At 71.8% G+C, this 23818-nt stretch carries 21 protein-coding genes; 9 read left to right on the top strand and 12 right to left on the bottom strand.

Annotated features, from left to right (window positions below; genetic code table 11):
- Nucleotides 1-250: 250 nt before the first annotated feature.
- The 10 genes from ACFWBT_RS23040 to ACFWBT_RS22995 all read right to left on the bottom strand — a co-directional run bounded on the left by ACFWBT_RS23040 (nucleotide 251) and on the right by ACFWBT_RS22995 (nucleotide 10895).
- Nucleotides 251-1816: a family 43 glycosylhydrolase gene (locus ACFWBT_RS23040; RefSeq protein ID WP_385703303.1), complete on the bottom strand. Its 1566-nt coding sequence runs from the start codon at nucleotides 1814-1816 to the stop codon at nucleotides 251-253.
- Nucleotides 1816-2658 (bottom strand): PmoA family protein, encoded by an 843-nt coding sequence (locus ACFWBT_RS23035; protein WP_385703300.1) that lies wholly within the window; start codon nucleotides 2656-2658, stop codon nucleotides 1816-1818. Before ACFWBT_RS23035 ends, ACFWBT_RS23040 begins: the two co-directional genes overlap by 1 nt.
- Nucleotides 2655-3881 carry a Gfo/Idh/MocA family protein gene (locus ACFWBT_RS23030; protein WP_385703298.1) on the bottom strand — a complete coding sequence of 409 codons (1227 nt, stop codon included), beginning with the start codon at nucleotides 3879-3881 and terminating at the stop codon, nucleotides 2655-2657. The genes ACFWBT_RS23035 and ACFWBT_RS23030 overlap by 4 nt, the downstream gene beginning before the upstream one ends.
- Entirely contained in the window at nucleotides 3881-4786 is a 906-nt protein-coding gene (locus ACFWBT_RS23025; RefSeq protein ID WP_385703296.1) for a carbohydrate ABC transporter permease, read from the bottom strand. The genes ACFWBT_RS23030 and ACFWBT_RS23025 overlap by 1 nt, the downstream gene beginning before the upstream one ends.
- Nucleotides 4783-5718 carry a carbohydrate ABC transporter permease gene (locus ACFWBT_RS23020; protein WP_385703293.1) on the bottom strand — a complete coding sequence of 312 codons (936 nt, stop codon included), beginning with the start codon at nucleotides 5716-5718 and terminating at the stop codon, nucleotides 4783-4785. The genes ACFWBT_RS23025 and ACFWBT_RS23020 overlap by 4 nt, the downstream gene beginning before the upstream one ends.
- A 151-nt stretch (nucleotides 5719-5869) precedes the next feature.
- On the bottom strand, nucleotides 5870-7600 hold the full coding sequence (araD, locus tag ACFWBT_RS23015) for an L-arabinonate dehydratase (protein WP_385703292.1): 1731 nt from the start codon (nucleotides 7598-7600) through the stop codon (nucleotides 5870-5872).
- Entirely contained in the window at nucleotides 7588-8496 is a 909-nt protein-coding gene (locus ACFWBT_RS23010; RefSeq protein ID WP_385703290.1) for a dihydrodipicolinate synthase family protein, read from the bottom strand. Before ACFWBT_RS23010 ends, araD begins: the two co-directional genes overlap by 13 nt.
- The gene (locus tag ACFWBT_RS23005; RefSeq protein ID WP_356468904.1) at nucleotides 8493-9149 is read right to left on the bottom strand and encodes a GntR family transcriptional regulator; all 657 of its coding nucleotides are present in this window, start codon (nucleotides 9147-9149) and stop codon (nucleotides 8493-8495) included. The genes ACFWBT_RS23010 and ACFWBT_RS23005 overlap by 4 nt, the downstream gene beginning before the upstream one ends.
- 190 nt (nucleotides 9150-9339) lie before the next feature.
- Nucleotides 9340-10161: an MBL fold metallo-hydrolase gene (locus ACFWBT_RS23000; protein ID WP_385703287.1), complete on the bottom strand. Its 822-nt coding sequence runs from the start codon at nucleotides 10159-10161 to the stop codon at nucleotides 9340-9342.
- A 146-nt stretch (nucleotides 10162-10307) separates the two neighbouring features.
- Complete coding sequence (locus ACFWBT_RS22995) at nucleotides 10308-10895, bottom strand: TIGR03086 family metal-binding protein (protein WP_385703285.1); 588 nt, start codon at nucleotides 10893-10895, stop codon at nucleotides 10308-10310.
- Nucleotides 10896-11199: 304 nt separating this feature from the next.
- Here ACFWBT_RS22995 and ACFWBT_RS22990 point away from each other — a divergent pair, with 304 nt between their 5' ends.
- The gene (locus tag ACFWBT_RS22990) at nucleotides 11200-12375 is read left to right on the top strand and encodes a serine hydrolase domain-containing protein (RefSeq protein ID WP_385703282.1); all 1176 of its coding nucleotides are present in this window, start codon (nucleotides 11200-11202) and stop codon (nucleotides 12373-12375) included.
- Nucleotides 12376-12513: 138 nt separating this feature from the next.
- Nucleotides 12514-13818 (top strand): MFS transporter, encoded by a 1305-nt coding sequence (locus ACFWBT_RS22985; RefSeq protein ID WP_385703280.1) that lies wholly within the window; start codon nucleotides 12514-12516, stop codon nucleotides 13816-13818.
- Here ACFWBT_RS22985 and ACFWBT_RS22980 read toward each other — a convergent pair.
- Both ACFWBT_RS22980 and ACFWBT_RS22975 read right to left on the bottom strand, forming a co-directional pair.
- A complete protein-coding gene (locus tag ACFWBT_RS22980; protein WP_385703277.1) occupies nucleotides 13815-14984 on the bottom strand; it encodes a hypothetical protein in 1170 nt (389 codons plus the stop codon). The genes ACFWBT_RS22985 and ACFWBT_RS22980 overlap by 4 nt on opposite strands.
- Nucleotides 14981-15922: a 5-dehydro-4-deoxyglucarate dehydratase gene (locus ACFWBT_RS22975; RefSeq protein ID WP_385703275.1), complete on the bottom strand. Its 942-nt coding sequence runs from the start codon at nucleotides 15920-15922 to the stop codon at nucleotides 14981-14983. Before ACFWBT_RS22975 ends, ACFWBT_RS22980 begins: the two co-directional genes overlap by 4 nt.
- A gap of 266 nt (nucleotides 15923-16188) precedes the next feature.
- Here ACFWBT_RS22975 and ACFWBT_RS22970 point away from each other — a divergent pair, with 266 nt between their 5' ends.
- From ACFWBT_RS22970 to ACFWBT_RS22940, 7 genes are all read left to right on the top strand, one after another.
- A complete protein-coding gene (locus ACFWBT_RS22970) occupies nucleotides 16189-16998 on the top strand; it encodes an NAD-dependent epimerase/dehydratase family protein (protein ID WP_385703273.1) in 810 nt (269 codons plus the stop codon).
- Between the two features lie 271 nt (nucleotides 16999-17269).
- A complete protein-coding gene (locus tag ACFWBT_RS22965; protein WP_385703270.1) occupies nucleotides 17270-18040 on the top strand; it encodes a DeoR/GlpR family DNA-binding transcription regulator in 771 nt (256 codons plus the stop codon).
- A gap of 110 nt (nucleotides 18041-18150) precedes the next feature.
- The gene (locus ACFWBT_RS22960) at nucleotides 18151-19521 is read left to right on the top strand and encodes an ABC transporter substrate-binding protein (RefSeq protein ID WP_385703268.1); all 1371 of its coding nucleotides are present in this window, start codon (nucleotides 18151-18153) and stop codon (nucleotides 19519-19521) included.
- Nucleotides 19518-20453 (top strand): carbohydrate ABC transporter permease, encoded by a 936-nt coding sequence (locus tag ACFWBT_RS22955; protein ID WP_385703265.1) that lies wholly within the window; start codon nucleotides 19518-19520, stop codon nucleotides 20451-20453. The genes ACFWBT_RS22960 and ACFWBT_RS22955 overlap by 4 nt, the downstream gene beginning before the upstream one ends.
- The gene (locus ACFWBT_RS22950; RefSeq protein WP_385703262.1) at nucleotides 20453-21304 is read left to right on the top strand and encodes a carbohydrate ABC transporter permease; all 852 of its coding nucleotides are present in this window, start codon (nucleotides 20453-20455) and stop codon (nucleotides 21302-21304) included. Before ACFWBT_RS22955 ends, ACFWBT_RS22950 begins: the two co-directional genes overlap by 1 nt.
- On the top strand, nucleotides 21301-22290 hold the full coding sequence (locus ACFWBT_RS22945) for a zinc-dependent alcohol dehydrogenase family protein (protein WP_385703261.1): 990 nt from the start codon (nucleotides 21301-21303) through the stop codon (nucleotides 22288-22290). The genes ACFWBT_RS22950 and ACFWBT_RS22945 overlap by 4 nt, the downstream gene beginning before the upstream one ends.
- Nucleotides 22291-22395: 105 nt before the next feature.
- Nucleotides 22396-23604: a TerD family protein gene (locus tag ACFWBT_RS22940; RefSeq protein WP_385703314.1), complete on the top strand. Its 1209-nt coding sequence runs from the start codon at nucleotides 22396-22398 to the stop codon at nucleotides 23602-23604.
- The last annotated feature ends 214 nt before the right edge of the window (nucleotides 23605-23818 follow it).

Raw genomic sequence — 23818 nt, 5'->3', positions numbered from 1 at the left:
GCCGGTCCTGATCGGGCCGGTCCCCAGTGGGCTGATCCTCTGTGGGCTGATCCTCTGTGGGCTGATCTTCATTGGTCGGCTCTCTTCTTCTGGATCCAACGAGGTTGTGGGGTCGGTGAGTTGTTCTCGGGGATCGGCACCCGGCTGCCTCCGGAAGGGACCTGCCCTTCCCTCCGCATCCGGCAAGCGCTTGCTACGGAGGTGCGTCATTGCGGCTCCCAACAGGCGGACGAACGGCAGGAACCGACCCTCAGAGGGTCGGGGTGACACGGAAACGCGTGAACGTGGCGGCGCCGGCGTGGCCCCCGCCGGCCGGCGCCTGCGCGAACAGGCCGAGCAGGGCACCGACCCAGCGCCAGCCGGTCGCGGCGAAGACCTGCCCCGAGGGCTGCCGGCCGCCACCGACGTCGTAGGAGAAGCGGCAGCGGGCCCCCGCGCCGATCTCGATCCACAGCCGGGCCCGGCCCTCGGGCGCGGTCCGTGCCGGAGCGGCCTCGCGCTCGCTCCCGCCCGGCTCCGGGGACGCGGGGGGCGCTCCCCCGGCGACCGGCTCGGCGAACCGGTGCACGAGCCGCACCGATCCGTCCGGCTCCCGCTGGAGCCCGATCCAGCTGAACGCGTCGCCGAGCACCACGAGCCCGGCCCGCGCCCCGGGCTCCTCGCTGTCCAGGCGCAGGTCGACCCGGACGGTGGCGGCCGCACCCGGCAGCCGCTGGGTGAGGACATGGGGCCGTGCGCGCAGGTCGGACGCGTCCGTCGTGCGGACGCAGCTCAGCCGGAGTCCGTCGCCGGAGTGCTGGGTGGCCCAGCCCTCCTCGGGGTTGGCGGTCCACTGCCACTGGCGCCCGAAGCGGCCACCGGGGAAGTCGTCGTCCGTGGCGGGCGCGGACGGCGCCTGGGACGGCAGGTCCGGCTTCCGGTGTACGGCCACGGGGGCGCCCCGGTCGCCGAGCACCGGCCAGCCGTCCGCTCCCCAGCGCATCGGCTGGAGGTGGACCACCCGTCCGTAGGGTCCGCGCTGCTGGAAGTGCGCGAACCAGTCCTCGCCCGCCGCCGTGCGCACCCAGCCGCCCTGGTGCGGGCCGTTGACCCGGGTGTTCCCCTGTTCCAGGACCACCCGCTCCTCGTAGGGCCCGAAGAAGCCGCGCGAGCGGAAGGCGCCCTGCCAGCCGGTCTCGACTCCCCCGGCGGGCGCGAAGATCCAGAACCAGCCGTCGTGACGGTAGGCCTTGGGGCCTTCGAGGGTGAACCAGCCGGGAATCCGGTCGGCGTCGACGATCACCTTTCCCTCGTCGAGCAGCCCGGTGCCGTCGGGGCGCATCCGGTGTCCGGTGAGCCGGTTCTTCACGCCCGACCGGGATCTGGCCCAGGCGTGCACGAGATACGCCTCGCCGGTCTCCTCGTCCCACAGCGGGCAGGCGTCGATGAGCCCCCGGCCCTCCTTGACCAGGTGCGGCCGGGTCCAAGGGCCCCTGATCTCGGGCGCGTTGACCTGGAGGATGCCGTGGTCGGGGTCGCCCCAGAAGATCCAGAAGCGGTCGTCGTGATGGCGCAGGGAGGGCGCCCACACACCGCAGTCGGGCCGGGGGCTCCTGAACTCCCCGACGGGTTCCAGGCGTTGGAGGGCGTGCCCGACCAGCGTCCAGTTGACCAGGTCCCGGGAGTGCAGCAGGGGCAGACCGGGGGCGCGGCCGAAGCTGGAGGCGGTGAGGTAGAAGTCGTCGCCGACGCGCAGCAGGTCGGGGTCGGACCAGTCGGCGTCGAGGACCGGGTTGCGGTAGGTGCCGTCACCCAGGTCGGCGGAGGGCAGGGCCATCAGGGGCTCACCGCCTTGCGTACCAGGGCGGCCGCCCCGTCCCGGTCGAGGACGCCGTCGGCGACGACGGTGACGACCCGGCGTACGAGCGTGTCGCCCGCCTCGACGGTGAGCCGGTGCTCGTGCGCGAGGGAGGAGCCGACGCCCGGGTACTGGGCGGTGCGGACGAACCACGGGTCGCGGCGCGTGGCGCCGGTGGCCCCGGCGAAGACGAGCGTCCAGTCGGCGCCCGCGAGGGCGAGCCAGTCGGTGGGGCGTCCGTGCACCGCTTCCTCGCCCTCGGCGTCGGCGGTGAACACGCCCGGGGCGTCCGCCTCCTTGCGGGCCCGCCAGAAGAAGCCGCCGTACGCGGCGCCGGGCCGGCCGTTGGTGGCCGGACTGCCGAGGGACAGTGCGCGCGAGGTGACGTTCGTGAGGGAGAAGGTGAAGTCCAGCGCCCAGGCGGAGTCGGTGAGTTCGACGGCCGCGACCGTACGGCGTTCACGCAGCAGCTCGGCGCCGGCGGCCACCCAGCGCAGCTCCTCCACGAAGCCGTCGGGGTCGCGCAGCTGGAAGGCGGCGTGCCGCTGGGCGCCGTGGTTGTCGAGCTCGGTCGGCCCCTGGTCGCGGACGTAGGTGCGCCCGCCCCAGAAGTTGTGCCCCTCGACGTCGGGTACGGCGACACCGACGCCGAGGTGGTGTGCGTGGTCGGCGGGGCTGAGTTCGGTCACGGCCGTGCCGGCCAGGGTGGTGACGGGGTGCAGATACGGGCGCGGGGAGAGCCGGGCGGGCAGTGCGGGCCGGGTGACGTAGCGGCCGACGGGACGGCCGGTGACCCGGAGGACCAGCGACTCGGTGTTCATCGGGTGCTCACCTCGTTCGGGAGCGCCCAGGAGGCGCCCAGCTCGGAGTAGAGGGCGAGGGTGTCGGCGGCCGCCGCGACGAATCCGTCGATGCCGCGCACCACGCGACGCCGCTCGCCGGGGAGCAGCTCCCAGGTGTCCGGGGGCAGTTCGACCGGGTCGGGTGCCTGCCGGATCGCTTCGACGACCTTCATGAAGGCGCCCGTCGACTCGGGCGCCACCAGCAGTTCGGCGCCGTCCGTCAGATGCCCGACCAGGTTCTCCAGCAGGTCCGTGCGGCCGTACTCGATCTCCTCGGGGCCGCGCCCGGACCGCTGCACGAGCACCCGGTCCTGCTTGTACCAGAAGGTGATCCGGCCGCCCGTGCCGTGCACCAGGACATACGGTTCACCGGGCTGTTCGGCGCAGAGCGTCGCGGCGACCGTGATCGAGCCCCCGGTGGTCGTGATCCGCACGCACGAGGTGTCGTCGGACTCGATGGCGTTGGCGCGCAGCAGCTCGGTCCGGATGTCGGTGACGTCCTCGGCACGGGTCGAGCCGTCCAGCGCGAGGGCCGTGGCGACGACGTGGGCCAGCGGGTTCGTCAGGACCCCGTCGACGACGTCCACGCCGTTCAGCCGGCGCTTTCCCGCCCAGGGCGCGCGCCGGTAGTAGGCCTCGTCGCGCGCCCAGGCGCCCGCCCCGCCGATGCCGGTCACCCGGCCGAGCACGCCCTCGCCGATCAGCTTCCTGATGGCGGGCACGGCGTGCGAGCCGAGTGACTGGAAGCCGATCTGGCAGACCACTCCGGCCGCCGCGACCCCGTCGGCCATCCGCCGGAACTCGGCGTAGGAGGGCGCGGGCGGCTTCTCCAGGAGCAGGTGTACGCCTCGGCGCGCGGCGGTCAGCGCCAGGTCGGTGTGGGTGGGGATGGGGGTGCAGATCACCGCGACCGCGGCGCCGGTGGAGTCGAGCAGGGCCCCGAAGTCGGCGGACTGCTCGACGTGCTGCCCGCCCAGTTCCTCCGCGGTGAGCGGGGTCAGCTCGCAGACGCCGGCGAGGCGCACCAGGCCCTTGTCCTGGAGACGGCGGATGTTGTTCAGGTGCCAGCCGCCGTGGCCCCGGGCGCCCGCGAGGACGACGGGCAGCGGGAGTCCGCCGGGCGGCGTGTTCGCCGGGCGGCCCGCGGGTGTGTTCCGCGGACCGGCTCCGTGCCCGGCACGGTCGGTGGGCGAGGCGGACATCATCCCTTCACCGCCCCCGCGCTGAATCCGGTGATCAGCCATTTCTGGATGAAGGCGAAGACGACGACCACGGGGACGGCGGCGATGATGCCGCCCGCGGCGAGCGCGCCCAGGTCGACGCTGTCGGAGCTCAGCAGGGTGTTGAGGCCGACGGGGATGGTCTGCTTGCTCTGGTCGCTGAGGAACATCAGGGCGAACAGGAAGTGGTTCCAGGCGTGCACGAAGGCGAAGGAGCCGACGGCGATCAACCCGGGCCGCAGCAGCGGGAGGACGACGATCCGGAAGGCGTCGAAGCGGTTGCAGCCGTCCACCCAGGCGGCCTCCTCCAGGGAGTACGGCACGTTCCTGATGAACCCGCTGATGAGGATCATCGACAGCGGCAGCTGGAAGACCGTCTCGGCGATGACGACACTGACCAGCGAGTTGATCATGCGGAGCTCGGCGAAGATCTGGAAGAGCGGGACCAGGAGCAGCGCGCCCGGCACGAACTGCGAGCAGAGCAGCGCGAGCATGAAGCCGCGCTTGATCCTGAAGTCGAAACGGGCGAGCGCGTAGCCGCCGGCGAGGGCGACGAGCGTGGTCGTCACCAGCGTGGCGACGGCGATGAGGACGCTGTTCTGGAAGTAGGTCCCGAAGCTGCGCTCGGTCCACACCTTGTCGAAGTGCTCGAAGGTCATGGGCCAGGGGACGAGCGAGGTCGACCCGGCCGGGCGCAGCGCGAAGAGCAGGATCCAGTAGAAGGGGATCAGGGTGAAGAGCAGGTAGATGCCGAGGGGGAGGTAGATCTGCCAGCGCGGGGCCTCGTCCCAGGCGCGGCGCTGCTTCTTCCGCTCGTCCGGGCGGGGTTCGTCGGCCGGTGGGGCGGGTGCGGCCGGAGCGGCCGTCTCGGCGTCCTTGGTGATCACTTGTCCCCGCCTCCGAACTTGCTCAGTCGCAGATAGACGATCGAGCAGAACAGCAGAATCACGAACGCGACCGTGGTGAGGGCCGACGCGTAGCCGAAGTTGTGGGCGTCGACGCTGGTGTTGGCGATGTAGAGCGGGAGGGTGGTCGTCTCTCCCGCGGGCCCGCCGCCGGTCAGCGTGTAGAGCAGGTCGACGTTGTTGAACTCCCACACCGCGCGCAGCAGCGTGGAGAGGATGATCGCGTCCTTGAGGTGCGGCAGCGTGATGTGCAGGAACTGGCGGACGCGGCTCGCCCCGTCGACCTCGGCGGCCTCGTAGAGGTCCTTGGAGACGGACTGGAGATCGGCGAGGATCAGGATCGCGAAGAAGGGGACACCGCGCCACAGGTCGGCGACCACGGCCGCCGGGAAGACGGTCGAGGTGTCCGACAGCCAGCTGGTCCCGTACGAGCCGATGCCGGCGTCGGCGAGGTAACGGGTGATGCCCGTCTGGGAGTTGTAGAGCAGCACCCAGATCGCCGAGGTCAGTACCCCGGAGACGACCCACGGCGAGAAGACCAGCGCGCGGCCGGCCGCCCGCCCGACGAAGGTCTGGTTGACGATCAGCGCGAGCGCCAGACCGAGGAGCAGTTGAAGCCCCACCTCGACGACGACCCACTTGGCGCTGAAGGTCAGCGTGTCCCAGAACTGGGGGTCGTCGGTGAAGGCGTGCACGAAGTTGTCGAAGCCCGCGTAGCCGTTGCGCCACGGTTTGGTGGGGTTGTAGTTCTGCAGGCTGTAGTAGAAGACGCTGATGACGGGGTAGGCGATGAAGCCCAGCATCAGCAGCGCCGCCGGGGCGATCAGCAGATACGGAAGCCTGCGCGGGGTCGCGGAAGCACGGCGCCGCCGGGGTGGCGCGGGCGGTTTCGCCACGGCTGCGGCTTGGGCCATGACAGTTCTCCGTTCTAGCGGGTGTCGTGGAGCACGTACGTGGTCCGTAGGAAGCGCTTGCTCGATGCTCAGAGGTCGAGCGCCTCGCGTACGGTGTTCGGGGTTCTGGCCGTTCGGGACACCGGCCAGGTGGAGCGCGGCCGTGGGTCGTTCAGCCCGCGTACGGGTCCTGCACCTTGCCCGGCCGGGCCAGGAACGCGAAGTCGCAGCCGGTGTCGGCCTGGGTGATCTGCTCGTTGTAGAGCGCTCCGTAGCCGCGCTCGTACCGGACGGGCGGCGGAGTCCACTCGGCCCGCCTGCGCTCCAGCTCCGCGTCGTCCACGTTGAGCTGGAGTGACCGTGCCTCGACGTCGAGGGTGATCGTGTCCCCGCTCCGCACGAGGGCGAGCGGACCGCCGACGTACGACTCGGGCGCCACGTGCAGCACGCACGCGCCGTAACTGGTGCCGCTCATCCGGGCGTCGGAGATCCGCACCATGTCCCGGACGCCCTGCTTCAGCAGGTGGTCGGGGATGGGCAGCATCCCGTACTCGGGCATGCCCGGACCGCCCTTGGGGCCGGAGCCCCGCAGCACCAGGACGCTGTCCGCGGTGATGCCGAGCGACGGGTCGTTCATGGTCCGCTGCATCGTGCGGTAGTCGTCGAAGACGACCGCGGGACCGGTGTGCTTGAGCAGCCGCGGTTCGGCGGAGATGTGCTTGATGACGGCGCCGTCGGGACAGAGGTTGCCGCGCAGGACGGCCACTCCGCCCTCGGCCGCGACCGGGTTCTCCCGGGTCCGGATGACGTCGTCGTTGTGCACCCGGGCGCTCTCCAACTGCTCGCGCATGCTCTCGTGGGACACCGTGGGCCGGTCCAGGTGCAGCAGATCGGTGATCCGCGACAGGAACCCGGGCAGGCCGCCGGCGAAGTGGAAGTCCTCCATGAGGTACGTCCGTCCACCGGGCCGGACGTTCGCGAGCACGGGCACGGTCCGGGCGGTCCGGTCGAAGTCGTCGAGCGTGAGGGTGACTCCGGCCCGCCCGGCCATGGCGATCAGATGGATCACGGCGTTCGTCGAACCGCCGAGACCGAGCACCGTCGTCACCGCGTCCGCGAAGGCCTCCGCGGTGAGGATGTCGGACAACGTCCGGTCCTTGTGGACCAGTTCGACGATCCTGAGCCCGGCCGCGGCGGCCATCCGGTCGTGTCCGGAGTCGACGGCGGGGATGCTCGACGCGCCGGGCACGGTGACCCCGAGCGCCTCGGCGGCCGCCGTCAGCGTGGACGCGGTGCCCATCGTCATGCAGTGGCCCGGCGACCGGGCGAGCCCGCTCTCCAGCTCGGTCATCTCGCAGTCCCCGATGAGACCGGCGCGCTTGTCGTCCCAGTACTTCCACATGTCGGTGCCGGAGCCGAGGACCTCGTCGCGCCAGTGGCCCGGGAGCATCGGCCCGGCGGGCACGAAGACGGTCGGCAGATCGACCGAGGCGGCCCCCATGAGCAGCGCGGGCGTGGTCTTGTCGCAGCCGCCCATCAGCACGGCCCCGTCCACCGGATACGACCGCAGCAGTTCCTCGGTCTCCATCGCGAGGAGGTTGCGGTAGAGCATCGGGGTCGGCTTCTGGAAGGTCTCGCTCAGCGTGGACACCGGGAATTCGAGCGGGAATCCGCCCGCCTGCCACACGCCCCGCTTCACGGCCTGCGCGCGGTCGCGCAGGTGCACATGGCACGGGTTGATGTCGGACCAGGTGTTGAGGATCGCGATGACCGGCTTGCCCAGGTGCTCCTCGGGGAGGTAGCCGAGCTGCCGGGTCCGGGCCCGGTGGCTGAACGAACGGAGCCCGTCGGTGCCGTACCACTGATGGCTTCGGAGGTCCTCGGGCCGTTTCACAGCGACCATCCGGCGGCTATCGCGGCGACCTCGGAGCGCTCGCTCTCGGGCAGCGGCCTGCTCGGCGGGCGGACGTCGCGGCGGCACAGGCCGAGCGACGACAGGGCTTCCTTGACCACCGTGACGTTGTTCGCGGAGGCGTTCGCGCCGCGCAGCTCCTCGAAGCGGCGGATCTGCTCCCAGACCTTCATCGCGGCCGGGTAGTCGCCGGACCGGAGCGCCTCGATCATGTTCAGCGAGACGGCCGGAGCGACGTTCACCAGGCCCGAGGTGAAGCCGGTGGCGCCGGCCGAGAAGTACGACGGAGCATACGGCTCGGCGAGTCCGGCCACCCAGACGAACCGTTCGAGCCCGGCGTCCCGCGCGAAGGACGCGAAGCGCGCCGCGTCGGGAACGGCGTACTTCACGCCGATGACGTTCGGGCAGGCGTCCGCGAGTTCGGCCAGCCGCGAGCCCGCGAGCACCGGGTTGCGGATGTACGGCACGACGCCGAGCTCCGGCACGGACTCGGCGATGGCCCGGTGGTAGTCGACCCACCCGCTCTCCGAGACGTAGGGGTGTACGGGTTGATGGACCATCACCATCGGTGCGCCGAGCGCGCGGGCGTGCCGCGCCGAAGCCACCGCGGTCGGCACATCGTGCCCGACGCCGACGAGGACGACCGCCCGGTCGCCGGCCTCCTCGACGGTCAACTCGGTGATGAGCTGCCGCTCTTCGGGAGTGAGGGCGTAGAACTCGCCGGTGTTGCCGTTGGGGGTGAGGGTGCGGACGCCACCGTCGATCAGTCGGCGCAGCAGGGCCCGGTGGGTGTCCCGGTCGATCGTGCCGTCCTCGGCGAACGGGGTCACCGGGATCGCCACGACCTCGGCGAGAGCCGCCCGCTGGGTCTCGAACGTCGCTGTCATTCCTGTCCGTCCTCTTCCTGGCCCTGGGGGAAGGCCCGTCGCACGAACGACGCGATGTGCGCGTGCAGTGCCGCCGCCGCGCCGTCGGCGTCGCCGGCCAGGGCGAGCCTCACGATCTCCCGGTGTTCACTCGCCTCCCGCTCCCAGGAGGGATCGGCCGCCCAGGCGACCGCCGAGACGAGGGCCGCCTGGTCGCGCACCTCGTCGAGCATCCGGGCCAGCAGCGGGTTGCCGCAGGGCACGTACAGGGCGCGGTGGAACTCCCGGTTGGCCAGGGAACGTTCGGCGGTGTCGGCGGCGTCGTCGGCACGGGTGAGCGCGTCACGGGCGGCGTCGAGGGAGGCTCCGCGGCGCACCGCCCGGCGCAGCGCCTCGGGTTCGAGGAGCAGCCGTACGTCGTACACCTCGCGCGCCATGTCCGCGTCCACCATGCGCACCGTGACGCCCTTGTACTGGTTCATCACGACGAGCCCGGTGCCCGCCAGGGTCTTGAGCGCTTCGCGCACGGGTGTCTTCGACACTCCGAACTGTGCGGCGAGGTCGGTCTCGACCAGGGCCTGCCCCGGGGTCAACTGCCCGGTGAGGATGCGGTGTTTGATCCCCTCCAGCACGAACTGCGTGCGGGACGGGATCGGGGTGGGCACAGAGGTCATGCGCGCCTCTCTGGTCTCACGTCTCGGATCACGGGAACCGGGCATCGAATCGCGGACATCGATCTCGGATCTCGCATATCGCGTCTCATATATGACGTACGAAGTACGACGCGTTGAAGGTAGGAGCGTGACCGTGTTTCGTCAACGCTTCCGACAAAGGAAGTTGATGTGAAGTGCCGGGCGCGGGGCGTCAGAAGGTCCGGGTCTCGCCCTCGCGCGCGGTGGAGGTCCGGCCGCCGACGAAGACGGCCGCGGCGCGCGCGGTCGCGGACTCGCGCGTGAGCGTGGGCCCCACGTGGGTGACGAGCAACTCCCCTACGCCCGCCCTCTCCGCGACCGCTCCCGCGTCCTCGGGGGTGAGGTGCACCGGGCGTTCACTTTCGCGATGCCGGTCGACGTCGGCCTCGCAGAGGAACAGGTCGGCTCCGGTGGCGAGTTCGACGAGAGCGGGGCAGGGTCCACTGTCCCCGGAGTACGCGAGCACGCTCCCCCCGCACTCGGCGCGCAGCCCGTACGCCTCGGTGTCGTGCACGACGGCACGGGTGTCGAGCACCAGGTCGCCGACCCGGGTCTCGTGCCCGTCGTACAGGGGCCGGAGGTCGAAGACGCCGCTCAGGAACCCGGGATCACGGTGTCCGAAGAACCCCGCGAGGCGGGGTCCGAGCTCCGGCGGCCCGTAGACGGGCAGGGGCGCCGCGGGGGCGAGCCCTCCGTACGCCAGCCCGTACATCGCGGACAGCAGGTCGGCGCAGTGGTCGGCGTGCAGATGGGAGATCCAGATCGCGTCCAGCCGCGCCGGATCGGTGTGCCTCTGCAACTCGGCGAAGGTCCCGGGACCCGCGTCGACCCACACCTCGGCGCCCCCGCCGCGCAGCAGATACCCGGAGCAGGGGCGGCCGGGCCGCGGGTGGGGAGACCCGGTACCCAGCACGGTCAAGGTGAGGGCCGATCCGGGAGCGGAAACGGGGTCCGGGGCCAGGGCGGCGTCGGACGAGTGGGAGGCAGGGGCCATACGGGGAGCGTACGGAGCCCGTGACCGCCGGGGCGCCCGCCTTTCGCCGCGCACCACTCCGGTCCGCGGCCGGGACTCCAAGGTCCGGCCGGTCGTTGTCCGCGGCTCGGCTCCCCGGCGTCACGGCGACGCTCCCGCCGCCCCCGCTACGGCTTCCAGCCGGGGTCGCGGCCGCTGAGGCCGATCACGCGGTCGAGGAGGGGCGCCTCGTCGGGTACCGGGACGACGGGGCCGAAGATGCCGCCGCCCCGGGTCGGGTCCTCGGCCGCGGCGCTCAGGAACTCGTACGAGGCCTGGAGGGCGACCGGGTCGGGCTCATACCGCTGGCCGGTGGCCCGCGCGAGGTCCCAGCCGTGCACCACCAGTTCGTCGGCGGCCACGGCCGCCGCGACCGCGCCCGGGAGCGTCACTCCGCCCGCCCGGGTCATCCCGGTCCAGGCGGCCGGGTCACGCCAGGCGTCGCCGAGTTCGTCGAGCGCCTTCGGCAGGGCCTCGCGCCAGCCGGGCCCGAGGCCGGGGACGGCGGAGTCCGGGCTCGTGTCGGTCGTCGCGCCCAGGTCCTTGCGCGCGGCGTCACGGAAGGCGACGGACAGTCCGGCCAGGTGCCCCAGCATGTTGCGCACCGCGTAGTCCGGACACGGGGTCGCCCCGTCGAGCCGGTCGTCCGTGACCGCGTCCGCGAGGCGCGCCACCATCAGGGCCTGCGGCCCGAGGTCGAAAGTCTGGCCGGTCATCCGATTCTCCTCAGAACTCGTGTCCGCTGCGGAACTCGTATCCACCGCGGCACTCGTGTCCGCTGCGGAACTCGTATCCACCGCGGCACTCGTGTCCACTGCGGAACTCGTATCCACTGCTGGGTAGACCGCGCCCGCACCCGAAACTCATCGGTTCCCCGAACCGGGCCCCCCGCACCAGGGCAGCCGGACGGCCCAACACCGGGCGGCCCGCTCCTCCGTATGCAGCAGCGGCGCAGGCGGGTGGATCGCCCGGGGCCGAAGCTGGGCGTGCCCCGGCCACCGTCCGACTCGGGAGAACCCCATGCAACTGCCCCGCCGCCCCCGGCTGCGTCTGCCGCTCAGCGCGCTGCTGGCCGCCGCCTGTCTGACCGGCATCGTGTCCGCACCGGCCGACGCCGACGCCGGCTCCGCCGGCCGCGACCAGGACCGCGCGCTGCGCGAACAGCTGGAGGAGCTGGTGCGCAGCCCCGGCGGCCCGCCCGGTGTCATCGCCGTCCTGCGCCGGGAGGGCGTGTCCCGCGTCCTGCGCGCCGGAGTCGCCGACCTCGAGAGCGGACGTCCGATCCGGCCCAACGACCACACGCGGATCGCCAGCACCGCGAAGGCGTTCAGCGGCGCCGTGGCGCTGGGTCTGGTGGACCGGGGCGCGCTCTCCCTCGACGACACCATCGGCCGTCGGCTGCCGTCCCTGCCGCGGCAGTGGCACGCCGTGACGCTGCGCCAGCTGCTGAACCACACCAGCGGGCTGCCCGACTACACGACGAGTCCCGAGTTCCTGGAGATCCTCACCGCCGATCCGCGTCACCACTTCGACTCGCGCCGGCTGCTCGACTACGTGGCCGACGAGCCGCTGCTGTTCCGGCCGGGCTCGCGGTACATGTACTCGAACTCCGACAACATCGCCGTCGCGCTGATGGCCGAGGCCGCGAGCGGCAAGCGCTACGAGCAGCTGCTGCGCGGGCTCGTCTACCGGCCGCTCGGCCTGCGCGACACGAGCCTCCCGCAGGGCTACGAGCTGCCCGAGCCGTACATGCACGGCTACGACGTCCAACCGCCGAACCCCCCGGAGGACGTCAGCGAGGTGCTCAGCGCGTCGGGCGTGTGGGCGTCGGGCGGGATCGTCTCGACTCCGGCGGACCTGACCCGCTTCATCAGCGGCTACGCGGGCGGCGCCCTGATCTCCAAGGCCACCCTGCGCGAGCAGCGCCGCTGGATCGACGGGGCCTCGGAACCGGCGGGACCCGGCAAGAACAAGGCGGGAGCGGCGATCTTCCGCTACTCCACCCGCTGCGGAGTGGTCCTCGGCCACACCGGCAACTTCCCCGGCTACACCCAGCTGATCGCCGCCACCCCGGACGGCCGGCGGTCACTGACCTTCTCGCTCACCACCCAGGTGAACCAGGCGGGCAAGCCGGAACTGCTCAAGCAGCTGCGCAAGGTCGAGGAGAACTTCGTCTGCGCGCTGCTGAAGGACTGAGGGCCCCGGGGCGCGGCAGCGCCCCTGTCCGTGCGGCGAGCGGCTGAGCCCTCGTCCACCGGCGGCCCCCGGCAGCGCCCGTGTCTAAGGCGGTTGCCCGATCCCCTCGGGCCCGCCTTAGCACCACGCTCACCTGCCATGACATGGACAGTGGCGAGGGTTCTGGGCGATCGCGACGCCGGTCTGTATCTGACCGGAGTGGTCGTCTCCGGCTTCGGGTCGTCGGCGATGTGGCTGGTCTCGGGCATCTGGGTCAAGGATCTGACGGGCTCGGACGGTCTGGCGGCGCTCTGCGTCTTCGCCCTCTGGGCCCCCACGCTGATCGGCCCCGCCCTGGGCACCCTCGCCGACCGGACCCGCCGCCGGCCCCTGCTCATCGGGACGAATCTGGTCCTGGCCGCGCTCCTGCCCGTCCTGTTCACCGTGGACGGGCAGGGCCGCCTGTGGATCCTGTTCGCGGTGCTCCTGGTCTACGGCACGGCGGGAGTGGTCCAGGACGCCGCCGAGTCCGCGCTGCTGGCCGACGCGCTCGACGAGCGTCTCCTCGGCGACCTCAACGGCCTGCGCATGACGGCCGCCGAGGGCATGAAACTGGTGGCCCCGCTCGCCGGGGCGGGTCTCTACGCCGCGTACGGCGGCGCGCGGGTGGCGCTCCTGGACGCGGTGACCTTCGCGCTGGCGGCGGGGGTGTACGCGCTGATGGGAGTCCGCGAGACCCCGCCGGTCCGGACGTCCGCCGTCCTGGGCGGCGAACGGCCGCGTGGTGGTGCACGGCGAGCGGAAGGCCGTGCCCGCGGCGGCCGCCGCCGAAGCCGCCCGGACGCCGGGAGCCTGCGCACCCGCACCGCGGAAGGCGTCCGCCATCTCCGGCGGAACCCCCGGCTCCGGGTCCTGGTCCTCGCCGGCGGTACGACCATGCTCCTCGCGGGGATCAACGGCGCGACGGTCTACGCCGTGGCCGAGGGGCTGTGCCACTCCCCCACGTACGTCGGTGTCCTCTACGTCGCGCAGGGCGCCGGTTCGGTCGCCGTCGGGCTGGTGTCCGGGCCGCTGCTGCGGCGGCTCGGCGAACAGCGCTTCACCGCCTGCGGGATCGCCCTCACCGCCGTCGCGGTAGTCCTCCGGGCCGTTCCGGACGATGCGGTGGTCCTCGCGGCCGGCGTGGCCGTGGGGATCGGGCTGCCCTGCCCGCTCATCGCCGCGTTCACCGCGGTCCAGCGGGAGACACCGGCCCACCTGCTGGGCCGGGTCTCCGCCACCTCGAACACACTTCTGTACGCCCCGAACGCCATCGGCCTGGCCCTCGGGGCGGGTCTGGTCGAACTCGTCGACCATCGCGTCCTGCTCCCCGCGCTGGGCCTGATCCGGCTGGTGACCCTGGGCCCGCTGCTCCGGGCCGCCCCTGCCCCGGTGGCGGAGAGCGCGCGACGGGAACTCCGCTAGCCGAGCCCCGCCAGCACCTCCCGCACCGTCTCCAGGTCCCGCTCCGAGGCCAACCCGGCGTGATACAGCCGCAGTTCCGTCGCCCCCAGCCCGACCGCGTGCGCCGCGTCCGCCGCCAGGGTCTCCGGACGGCCCCCCATCCCCGACACCACGGTGAAGTTGGCGGCCAGGACCCGCCCCTTCGGGCCCGCCTCCGCGAACGGGGTCAGCGACCCGGCGCCCGCGGTGCACGGCACGACCACCCCGTCGGCCACGGACAGGATGTGCCGGGGGTCGACCCCGGCGTTGGCGCCGCAGTGGTAGGACACCGGATCGGCGTGCAGGAGCACCTGGAAGCCGGCCGGCGCGGCGGCGCGGACCGCCGAGACCACCTCTTCCTGGAGCGACCGGGCCACCCCGTCACGCCACACCCGGGTGGCCCCGGCGGTCTCCGCCCCGAGCAGCTTCTCGACACCGGTCCAGCCCCCGTCCGAAGGCGCCCCCCGCCACACCGGCTCCAGCGCCCCGCGCACGGCGGCCGCGAGCTCCCCCGCGTCGAGGCCCTGGCTCCCGTACCCCTGCCCGCACACGGCGCAGAAGCAGAGCGACATCAGGTACTGCCCGGCGTCTCCGAGCGCCACCCCGCCGATCTTGTCGTGGGCGTGCAGATGGGCGAGTCCGTACCAGCCGAGCGACTCCAGTTCCGTGCCGGCCGCCCCGGGCCGGACCGCGGCCTCCGCCGCGAGTTCGGCGAGGTAGGCGCGGGTGGCGGGCTGGGCCACGCAGGGGGCCCAGGGATAGCGGTCCCCGTAGGCGTTGACGACGGAGGTCGACGGATGTTCCTCCCCCATACGGGAGTTGTGTGCGAGCACCACCCAGGTGTGGACGTCGAGACCGGCCCCGGCGAGCGAGGCGGCGGCCTCACCGTACGCGTCGCCCGGCCCCCAGTCCCCCGCCGGGTAGGGGCGAAGGGCGCGCCCCCGCCAGCGTGCCTCGTCCACCGGGTAGAGCACGGCGGCGTGCGTGGCCGTCACGATCCGGTGCCGGGGGTGGCGGGGCGTCGCCGCACGGGTGGAGTGGTACGCGGACGCGAGCGTCACCTGGCGTACGCCGAGCGCGGCCGTCCTGGACGCGGCCTCCGGGTCCCCGTTGACGTCCCAGGGGTACAGGAACGCGGACGTCGTCACTTGTCCTCCTCCAGGAGCGCGTACCCGCGGTCGATGAGCTGCGCGAGCTGCTTGAGGTGGTCCTCGGCCGGTTCGTTCAGCGGCGGCCGCACCTCGCCCACGTCCAGTCCGCGCAGCCGGACGCCCGCCTTGACGAGGGCGACCGCGTAACCGCGTCCCTGCGCCCGCAGGTCGACGAAGGGCCGGTAGAAGCCGTCCAGCAGCCGGTTCACCGTCGCGTCGTCCCCGGTGTTCAGCGCCCGGTGGAAGGCGAGCGCGATCTCGGGGGCGAAGCAGAAGACCGCCGAGGAGTAGAGCGTGATGCCCACGCCCCGGTAGGCGAGTCCGGTCAGTTCGGCCGTCGGCAGGCCGTTGAAGTAGAGGAAGCCGCCGGGTACCTCGCTGCGTACGGCGCTCACGATCCGCTGCATCAGGTCCAGGTCGCCGAGCCCGTCCTTGAAGCCGATGATCCCCTCGGTGCGCGCGAGTTCGATCACGCTCTCGGGGGTGAAGACCGCGTTGTCCCGCTGGTAGACGATGACGTCCAGGGAGGTGGCGGCGGCGATCTCCCGGTAGTGCCGCAGCAGACCCTCCTGCCCGGCCACCACGAGATACGGCGGCATGGCGAGCAGTCCGTCGGCCCCGGCTGCCTCCGCGAGACGTGCGTAGCGCACGGCGAGGGCGGTCCCGTATCCGGCGCCCGCGACCACCGGCACCCGTCCCGCGGTCGCCTCCACGGCCGCCCGCACACACGCCTCGAACTCCTCGGGTGTGAGCGCGTGGAACTCGCCGGTGCCGCAGCACGCGAAGACGGCCGCGGCTCCGGCCTCGACGCCGCGCCGCACATGCTCCCGGTAGACGGCGAGATCGACGGAGCCGTCGGGGCCGTACGCGGTGACGGGGAAGAACAGCGGCCCGCTGGGGATGCTCAGCCGAGCGGCAAGAGGGGCTGACGTCACGGACTCTCCCTTGAAAGGTGCCCACCGAGTGCATGTTTCTGATCCACGTCTATATTTCTGAACACGCCCACGCTAAGCCGCCACCTCGGGGCCGGTCAAGCACACAAACCCGCAACACGGAGGCGGATTTCACCCCTCCGCGCGACACTTGACGCAGCGCATCAGCGATCCTTAGCGTGTCCATGGATGTGAATTCCGTACACGCATACGGCCGCCTGGCGGAGCTCCCGCCATGGCGCATCGGCCCGCACCGAGGAGACCTCCGCATGCCCGCACCCCGCACCGTTCTGCTCACCGGCGCCGCCGGCGGACTCGGCACCCTGATGCGCGGGCTGCTGCCGCGGTACGGCTACGAGCTGCGCCTGCTCGACGTGCTCCCGGTCGAGGGCGAGCCCGACGCGATCACCGCGGACCTCGCCGACCGGGCGGCGCTGCGCGAGGCCGTGCGGGGCGTCGACGCGATCATCCACCTCGCGGGCATCTCGCTGGAAGCCTCCTTCGACAAGATCCTCAAGGCGAACATCGAGGGAACGTACAACCTGTACGAGGCGGCGCGCGACGAGGGCGTGCCCCGTGTCGTCTTCGCCTCCTCCAATCACGCGGTGGGCTTCACCCCGCGCCCGCAGGGCGACGATCCCCTGATCCCGATCGACACCCCGCGCCGCCCCGACACCTTCTACGGCCTGTCCAAGTCCTTCGGCGAGGACCTGGCGCAGTTCTACTGGGACAAGCACGGCATGGAGACCGTCTCGGTGCGCATCGGATCCTGCTTCGCGGAGCCCACCAGCGTCCGCATGCTCTCGGTCTGGATGAGCCCCGAGGACGGCGCCCGCCTCTTCCACGCGGCCCTGACCGCCGACGGCGTGGGGCACACGGTCGTCCACGGCTCGTCCGCCAACACCCGCCTGTGGTGGGACCTCTCGACCGCGCGGGCCCTCGGCTACGAACCGCGCGACGACTCCGAGCCGTACGCCGAGAAGCTCATCGCCGAGCAGGGCGACCTCGACCCCGACAACCCGGACCACGCCCACCTCGGCGGCCACTTCACGACACACCCGCCGATCTGGCCGTACTGACGCGGCGGCGGGAAGCGGGACGGCGGGCGGGCACCGAACGGGCCCGCCCGCTCCCGTGTTCGGGCACGGGCCCTGCCCGATCTCCCCTCCCCACCCGCTCCGCCCCAGGTCCGCCGCGGACAGCCACGGCGCCGAACGGGCACAGCCGGGCAGCATCGGGCATGCAACAGGCCTGGTCAGTGGCCGACACCCGCTGTAGAACTTCCCTCAAGGGCTCCACAGGGCCCGAACGGGCAGTGCGCGACGGAGCGCGAGAGAGCGGGTGACGGCGATGACGGCGATGACGGCGGAAGAACGGCAGCGCGAGATCGTCCGCGCCGCGCGCCGCACGGGCTCGGTCGACGTCACCCGACTCGCCGGCGAACTGGGCGTCGCCAAGGAGACCGTACGGCGCGATCTGCGCACCCTGGAGGACCACGGCCTGGTGCGCCGCACCCACGGCGGCGCCTACCCCGTGGAGAGCGCCGGTTTCGAGACGACGCTCGCCTTCCGGACCACGAGCCATGTGCCCGAGAAGCGCCGTATCGCCGCCGCCGCGGCCGAGTTGACCGGGGACGCCGAAACGGTCTTCGTCGACGAGGGGTTCACCCCGCAGCTCATCGCCGAAGCACTGCCCAGGGACCGGCCGCTGACCGTGGTCACCGCCTCCCTCGCCACGGCCGGAGCGCTCGCCGAGGCCGAGAACACCAGCGTCCTGCTGCTCGGCGGCCGGGTCCGCCCCGGCACGCTCGCGACCGTCGACCACTGGACGACGAAGATGCTCGCCGGCTTCGTCATCGACCTGGCGTTCATCGGCGCCAACGGCATCTCCCGCGAGCACGGCCTCACCACCCCCGACCCGGCGGTCAGCGAGGTCAAGGCACAGGCGATCAGGGCCTCCCGGCGCACGGTCTTCGCCGGTGTGCACACCAAGTTCGGCGCCGTCAGCTTCTGCCGGTTCGCCGACATCAGCGCCCTGGAGGCGATCGTCACGAGCACGCTGCTCCCGGCGTCCGAGGCACACCGCTACTCGCTGCGGGGCCCCCAGGTCATCCGCGTCTGAAACCCGACCCACTTCCCGCTCCACCCCATGTGAAGGACCGATTCACCCACTCCGGGGCACCCCCATGCCTCGCGCCGCCCCTTGTCCCCCCATTCCTCCAGGAGTGATCCATGCGAACCCCGAGCCGACGGAGGCCGCGCGCACTGCTCGCCGCGGCCGCCGCAGGGACGCTGCTCACCCCGCTCCTCTCCGGCTGCTGGACCGGAGCGGGCGGGACGGGCTCCGGCGGGAACTCCATCAACGTCCTGATGGTGAACAACCCGCAGATGGTCGAACTGCAGAAACTCACCAAGGCCCACTTCACCCGAGAGACCGGCATCAAGGTGAACTTCACCGTCCTGCCGGAGAACGACGTCCGCGACAAGATCAGCCAGGACTTCGCCAACCAAGCCGGCCAGTACGACGTCGCCACCCTGTCCAACTACGAGATACCGATCTACGCCCGCAACGGCTGGCTGCACGAGCTGGACTCGTACGTCGCCCAGGACAGCGCGTACGACGAGCAGGACATCCTGGGGCCCATGCGGCAGTCGCTGACCGCCGACGACGGGAAGCTCTACGGGCAGCCGTTCTACGGCGAATCGTCGTTCCTGATGTACCGCAAGGACGTGTTCGCCGCGAAGGGCCTGAAGATGCCCGCGCACCCCACCTGGCAGCAGGTCGGCGACCTCGCCGCCCGGGCGGACGGCGCCGAGTCCGGCATGAAGGGCATCTGCCTGCGCGGACTGCCCGGCTGGGGCGAGGTCATGGCCCCGCTCACCACCGTGGTGAACACCTTCGGCGGCACCTGGTTCGACAAGGACTGGAAAGCACGCCTGGACTCCCCCGAGTTCGAGAAGGCGACCAGGTTCTACGTGAACCTCGTGCGCGAGCACGGCGAGTCCGGCGCGGCCCAGTCCGGCTTCGCCGAGTGCCTCAACAACATGACCCAGGGGAAGACGGCCATGTGGTACGACGCCACCTCCGCCGCGGGCCTGCTGGAGGCCGAGGACTCCCCGGTCAAGGGCAAGCTCGGCTACGTACCCGCCCCGGTCGAGAAGACCGGGTCCTCCGGCTGGCTCTACACCTGGGCCTGGGGACTCCAGAAGGCCTCGCACAACTCGGACAAGGCCTGGAAGTTCATCTCCTGGGCCTCCGGCAAGGGGTACGAGCAACTGGTCGGGGGCACCACCGGCTGGTCGAACGTCCCCGCGGGCAAACGCGCCTCGACGTACACCAACCCCGCCTACCGCGAGGAGGCCGGGGCCTTCCAGGACATGACCCGCGAGGCCATCGAGGGCGCCCGGCCCCGTGACCCCGGCGTCCAGCCGCGCCCCGCGCCCGGCATCCAGTTCGTCGGCATCCCCGAGTTCACCGACCTCGGCACCAAGGTCTCGCAGGAGATCAGCGCGGCCATCGCCGGACGCCAGTCCGTCGACGCGGCGCTGAGCAAGTCCCAGAAACTCGCCGAGAAGATCTCCAAGGAGTACGAGGGACGATGACCGCCACGACCACGGCCCGCGTGGCCGCTCCTCCCGTACACACCCTTCGGCAGCCGTCCGCCCGGCTGCGCGCCTGGGCCCGACGCGGCCCCCTGCTCCCGGCCCTGATCTTCATGATCGCGGTGACCCAACTGCCCTTCGTGGCCACGCTGGTGATCTCGTTCTTCGACTGGAACGCCCTCTACCCGAAGGCCCGCCACTTCACCGGCCTCGGCAACTACACGGACGTGCTGACCGACGCCGACCTGCGGCACTCCGTGTGGACGACGATCCTGCTCACCGTCACCGTGGTCCTGGTCGGTCTGGTCCTCGGCCTGGTCCTGGCCCTGCTCCTGGACCGGAGGTTCCGGGGGCGCGGCATCGTCCGCACCCTGCTGATCGCACCGTTCCTGGTGGTCCCCGTCGCCGCGGCCCTCCTCTGGAAGCACGTGCTCTGCAACCCTGAATACGGCCTGCTCAACGGGCTGTTGCACTACGTCGGCGGACCTCAGCCCGACTGGATCTCCACCACCCCGCTGCTCGCGGTCGAGGCATCCCTGGTCTGGCAGTGGACGCCGTTCATGATGCTGATCCTGCTCGCCGGCCTGCAGAGCCGTGACCACCAGCAGATCGAGGCGGCCCGGGTGGACGGCGCCAACGACTGGCAGGTCTTCCGCCACCTCACCCTCCCCCACCTGCGCCGCTACCTCGAACTGGGCGCCCTGCTGGGCTCGATCTACATCGTCCAGAACTTCGACGCGGTCTTCACCCTCACCTCCGGCGGCCTGGGCACCGCCAACCTGCCCTACACCGTCTACCAGAGCTTCTACCAGGCCCACGAGAACGGCCTCGCCTCCGCCGCGGGCGTCCTGGTGGTCATCGGCTCGATCGGCATCGCGACCTTCGCCCTGCGCGTGGTGTCGTCCCTGTTCCGCGAGGAGGTGTCCCGCTGATGAGCGCGACCGCGACACACACCCGCCCCCGCCGCGCCAAAGGAGCCGGCCTGGGCCTGGCGGCCTGGGTGCTGGGCGTCGTGTTCTTCCTGCCCATTGCCTGGATGGCGCTGACGTCCTTCCACTCGGAGTCGGACGCCGCGAAGAACCCTCCGTCCTTCGGCGCGGCCCTGACCCTCGACGGCTACCGGGAGTTCTTCGGCACCGGCGGCGGCGCGAGCCCCTGGCCCGCGCTGATCAACTCCGCCGTGGCGTCGGTGGCTTCCACCCTCCTCGTCCTGCTGCTGGCCCTCCCGGCGGCGTACGCGCTCTCGATCCGCCCGGTGAAGAAGTGGACGGACGTCCTGTTCTTCTTCCTGTCGACGAAGATGCTGCCGGTGGTGGCGGGCCTCCTCCCGATCTACCTCTTCGCCAAGAACACCGGCATGCTCGACAACATCTGGCTGCTGGTCGTGCTCTACACCTCCATGAACCTGCCGATCGCGGTGTGGATGATGCAGTCGTTCCTCGCCGAGGTCCCGGTCGCGGTGATCGAGGCCGCGCAGATCGACGGCGCGCGGCTGCCGACCGTGCTGGCCCGCGTCGTGGCCCCCATCGCCCTCCCCGGTATCGCGGCGACGGCCCTGATCTGCTTCATCTTCAGCTGGAACGAGCTGCTGTTCGCCCGGGTGCTCACGGGTGTGGTCGCCGAGACCGCCCCCGTCTTCCTGACCGGATTCATCACCAGTCAGGGCCTGTTCCTGGCGAAGGTGTGCGCCGCGTCGCTCGTCGTCTCCCTGCCGGTGCTCGCCGCGGGGTTCGCCGCCCAGGACAAGCTGGTCCAGGGCCTGTCGTTGGGAGCCGTGAAATGAAGGCCGCAGTCATCGAGTCCGTCGGCCGCGCCGTCGTCGCCGAGGTCCCGGACCCGACGCCGGGCCCCCGCGAGGTCGTGGTCGAGGTCGCCGCCTGCGGCCTGTGCGGCACCGATCTACACATCCTCCAGGGCGAGTTCGCGCCGAAGCTGCCGATCGTGCCGGGCCACGAGTTCGCGGGCGAGGTGGTCGGCGTCGGCAGCCGGGTCACGGAGCTCGCGGTCGGCGACCGGGTCGCCGTCGACCCGTCCCTGTACTGCAACGAGTGCCGGTACTGCCGTACGGGCCACAACAACCTCTGCGAACGGTGGGCCGCGATCGGCGTGACCACCGCGGGCGGCGCCGCCCAGTACGCCACCGCCCCCGTCGCCAACTGCGTGAAGCTCCCCGAGCACGTCGGCACCCAGGACGCGGCCCTGATCGAACCGCTGTCCTGCGCCGTCCGCGGCTATGACGTCCTGCGGTCCCGGCTCGGCGCCCATGTCCTGGTCTACGGCTCCGGAACGATGGGCCTGATGATGCTGGAGCTCGCCAAGCGCACCGGCGCGGCGAGCGTGGACGTCGTCGACGTGAACCCCGAGCGGCTGGCCACGGCCCGGCTGCTCGGCGTCTCCGCGTCGGCGGCGAACGCCGACGAACTGGACCGCCCCCAGGGCTGGGACGTGGTCGTGGACGCGACGGGCAACGCGGCGGCGATCCAGGACGGCCTGGAGCGGGTGGCCAAGGCGGGCACCTTCCTCCAGTTCGGCGTGGCCGACTACGCGACCCGGGTCACCATCGACCCGTACCGCGTCTACAACCAGGAGATCACCATCACCGGCTCGATGGCCGTCCTGCACAGCTTCGAACGCGCGGCGGAACTCTTCGCCGCGGGCGTCCTCGACCCGTCGGTCTTCATCAGCGACCGCCTCCCGCTGGCCGGCTATCCACAGGCGCTGGAACAGTTCGCCTCAGGCGTGGGAAGGAAGATCGTCGTCGTGCCCTAGCGGCCGGCCCGAGCAGCGGGGGCGGAAGATCATACGCCCCCGCAACTCACCCTTGGGTAAGGGAACGGTAAAGCACCTTTGCTCGTTACCCCAGTCATGACAGCTATGACCCCCGGCTCGAACATCCCTCTCCCCGTCTCCCGCGTGACGGTGGACGTCACCGCCCCGGTGCGGCTCGACGTGTCGAGCCTGCTGCTCACCGCCGACGGCAAGGTGCGCTCCGACGAGGACTTCATCTTCTACAACCAGCCCACCGGCCCCGGCGTGGCGTACCGCTCCGGCGGCGGCGCGGCACCGGACGCGATCACGGTCGACACGACCGCGGTTCCCCCGGGCATCGAGAAGATCGTCGTCACCGCGAGCCCCGACGCCGCGGGCCAGTCGTTCCAGGGCATCGAACCCACCGCGACGATCCGCAACGCGGACGACAACACGGTCCTGGCCACCTTCACCCCTCCCCAGCTCGGCACCGAGACGGCCCTGGTGATCGTCGAGGTCTACCTCCGCAACGGCGTCTGGAAGGCCCGCGCGGTCGGACAGGGCTACGCGAACGGCCTGGCGGGCATCGCCACCGACTTCGGCGTGAGCGTGGAGGAGCCGGCCCCGGCCGCCCAGCCGGCGGCCCCCGCCGCGCAGCCCCCGGTCACACCGCCGGCCCCGGCCGCGGACCCCCGCCTCACCGCCCCGCCGGCCCCGGCCGCTCCCCCGGCGCCCCCGGCGCCCCCCGCCGCCACCGGCAAGATCAACCTCGACAAGGGCCGGGTCAGCCTCCAGAAGAACCAGACGGTCTCCCTGGTCAAGGGCGGCAGCCCGTTCCTCGCCAAGGTCCAGATGGGCCTCGGCTGGGAGCCCGCGTTCCGCGGCAAGGACATCGACCTGGACGCCTCGGTCATCGCGTACGGCCCGCAGCGCAACCACATCGACAGCTGCTACTTCGGCAAGCTCTCCATCGTGAACGGCGCCATCAAGCACTCCGGCGACAACCTCACGGGCGAGGGCGGCGGGGACGACGAGGTGATCACCGTCGACCTGGGCCGCCTCCCCCAGGAGGTCACCGGTCTCGTCTTCACGGTCAACTCCTTCTCCGGCCAGAAGTTCACCGAGGTGGCCAAGGCCTACTGCCGCCTCCTCGACGCCGCCACCGGCGAGGAACTGGTCCGCTTCGACCTCACCAACGCCGAGGCCCAGACGGGCGTCATGATGGCCAAGCTGATCAAGCAGTTCTCCGGCGAATGGGAAATGACGGCCATGGGCGACTTCGTCAAGTCCCGCACAGTCCGAGGCATGGTGAAGCCGGCGGCCCAGTCCCTCTGACGGCCCCGCCCGGGGCTGAAAAAGGGAAAACGCGCCCGCAGCCGAAATGCGGCCGGAGGGGCCGTGCCGGTACATCCCTGATGTCCGTCGCTTACGTTCGGATCGAGCAGCGGCTCCCGTCAGAACTCACGTCTGATCCAGCGGCGACGGACTGGGATGTACCGGCACGGCCCCGACCCCCCCCCCCCGCCCCCCCCCCCCCCCCCCCCCCCCC

It is taken from the genome of Streptomyces sp. NPDC060027 (assembly GCF_042737005.1).
GTDB lineage: Bacteria > Actinomycetota > Actinomycetes > Streptomycetales > Streptomycetaceae > Streptomyces.
The sequence above is the reverse complement of the archived record's forward strand: the minus strand, read 5'-3'. Positions and strand labels throughout refer to the sequence as shown.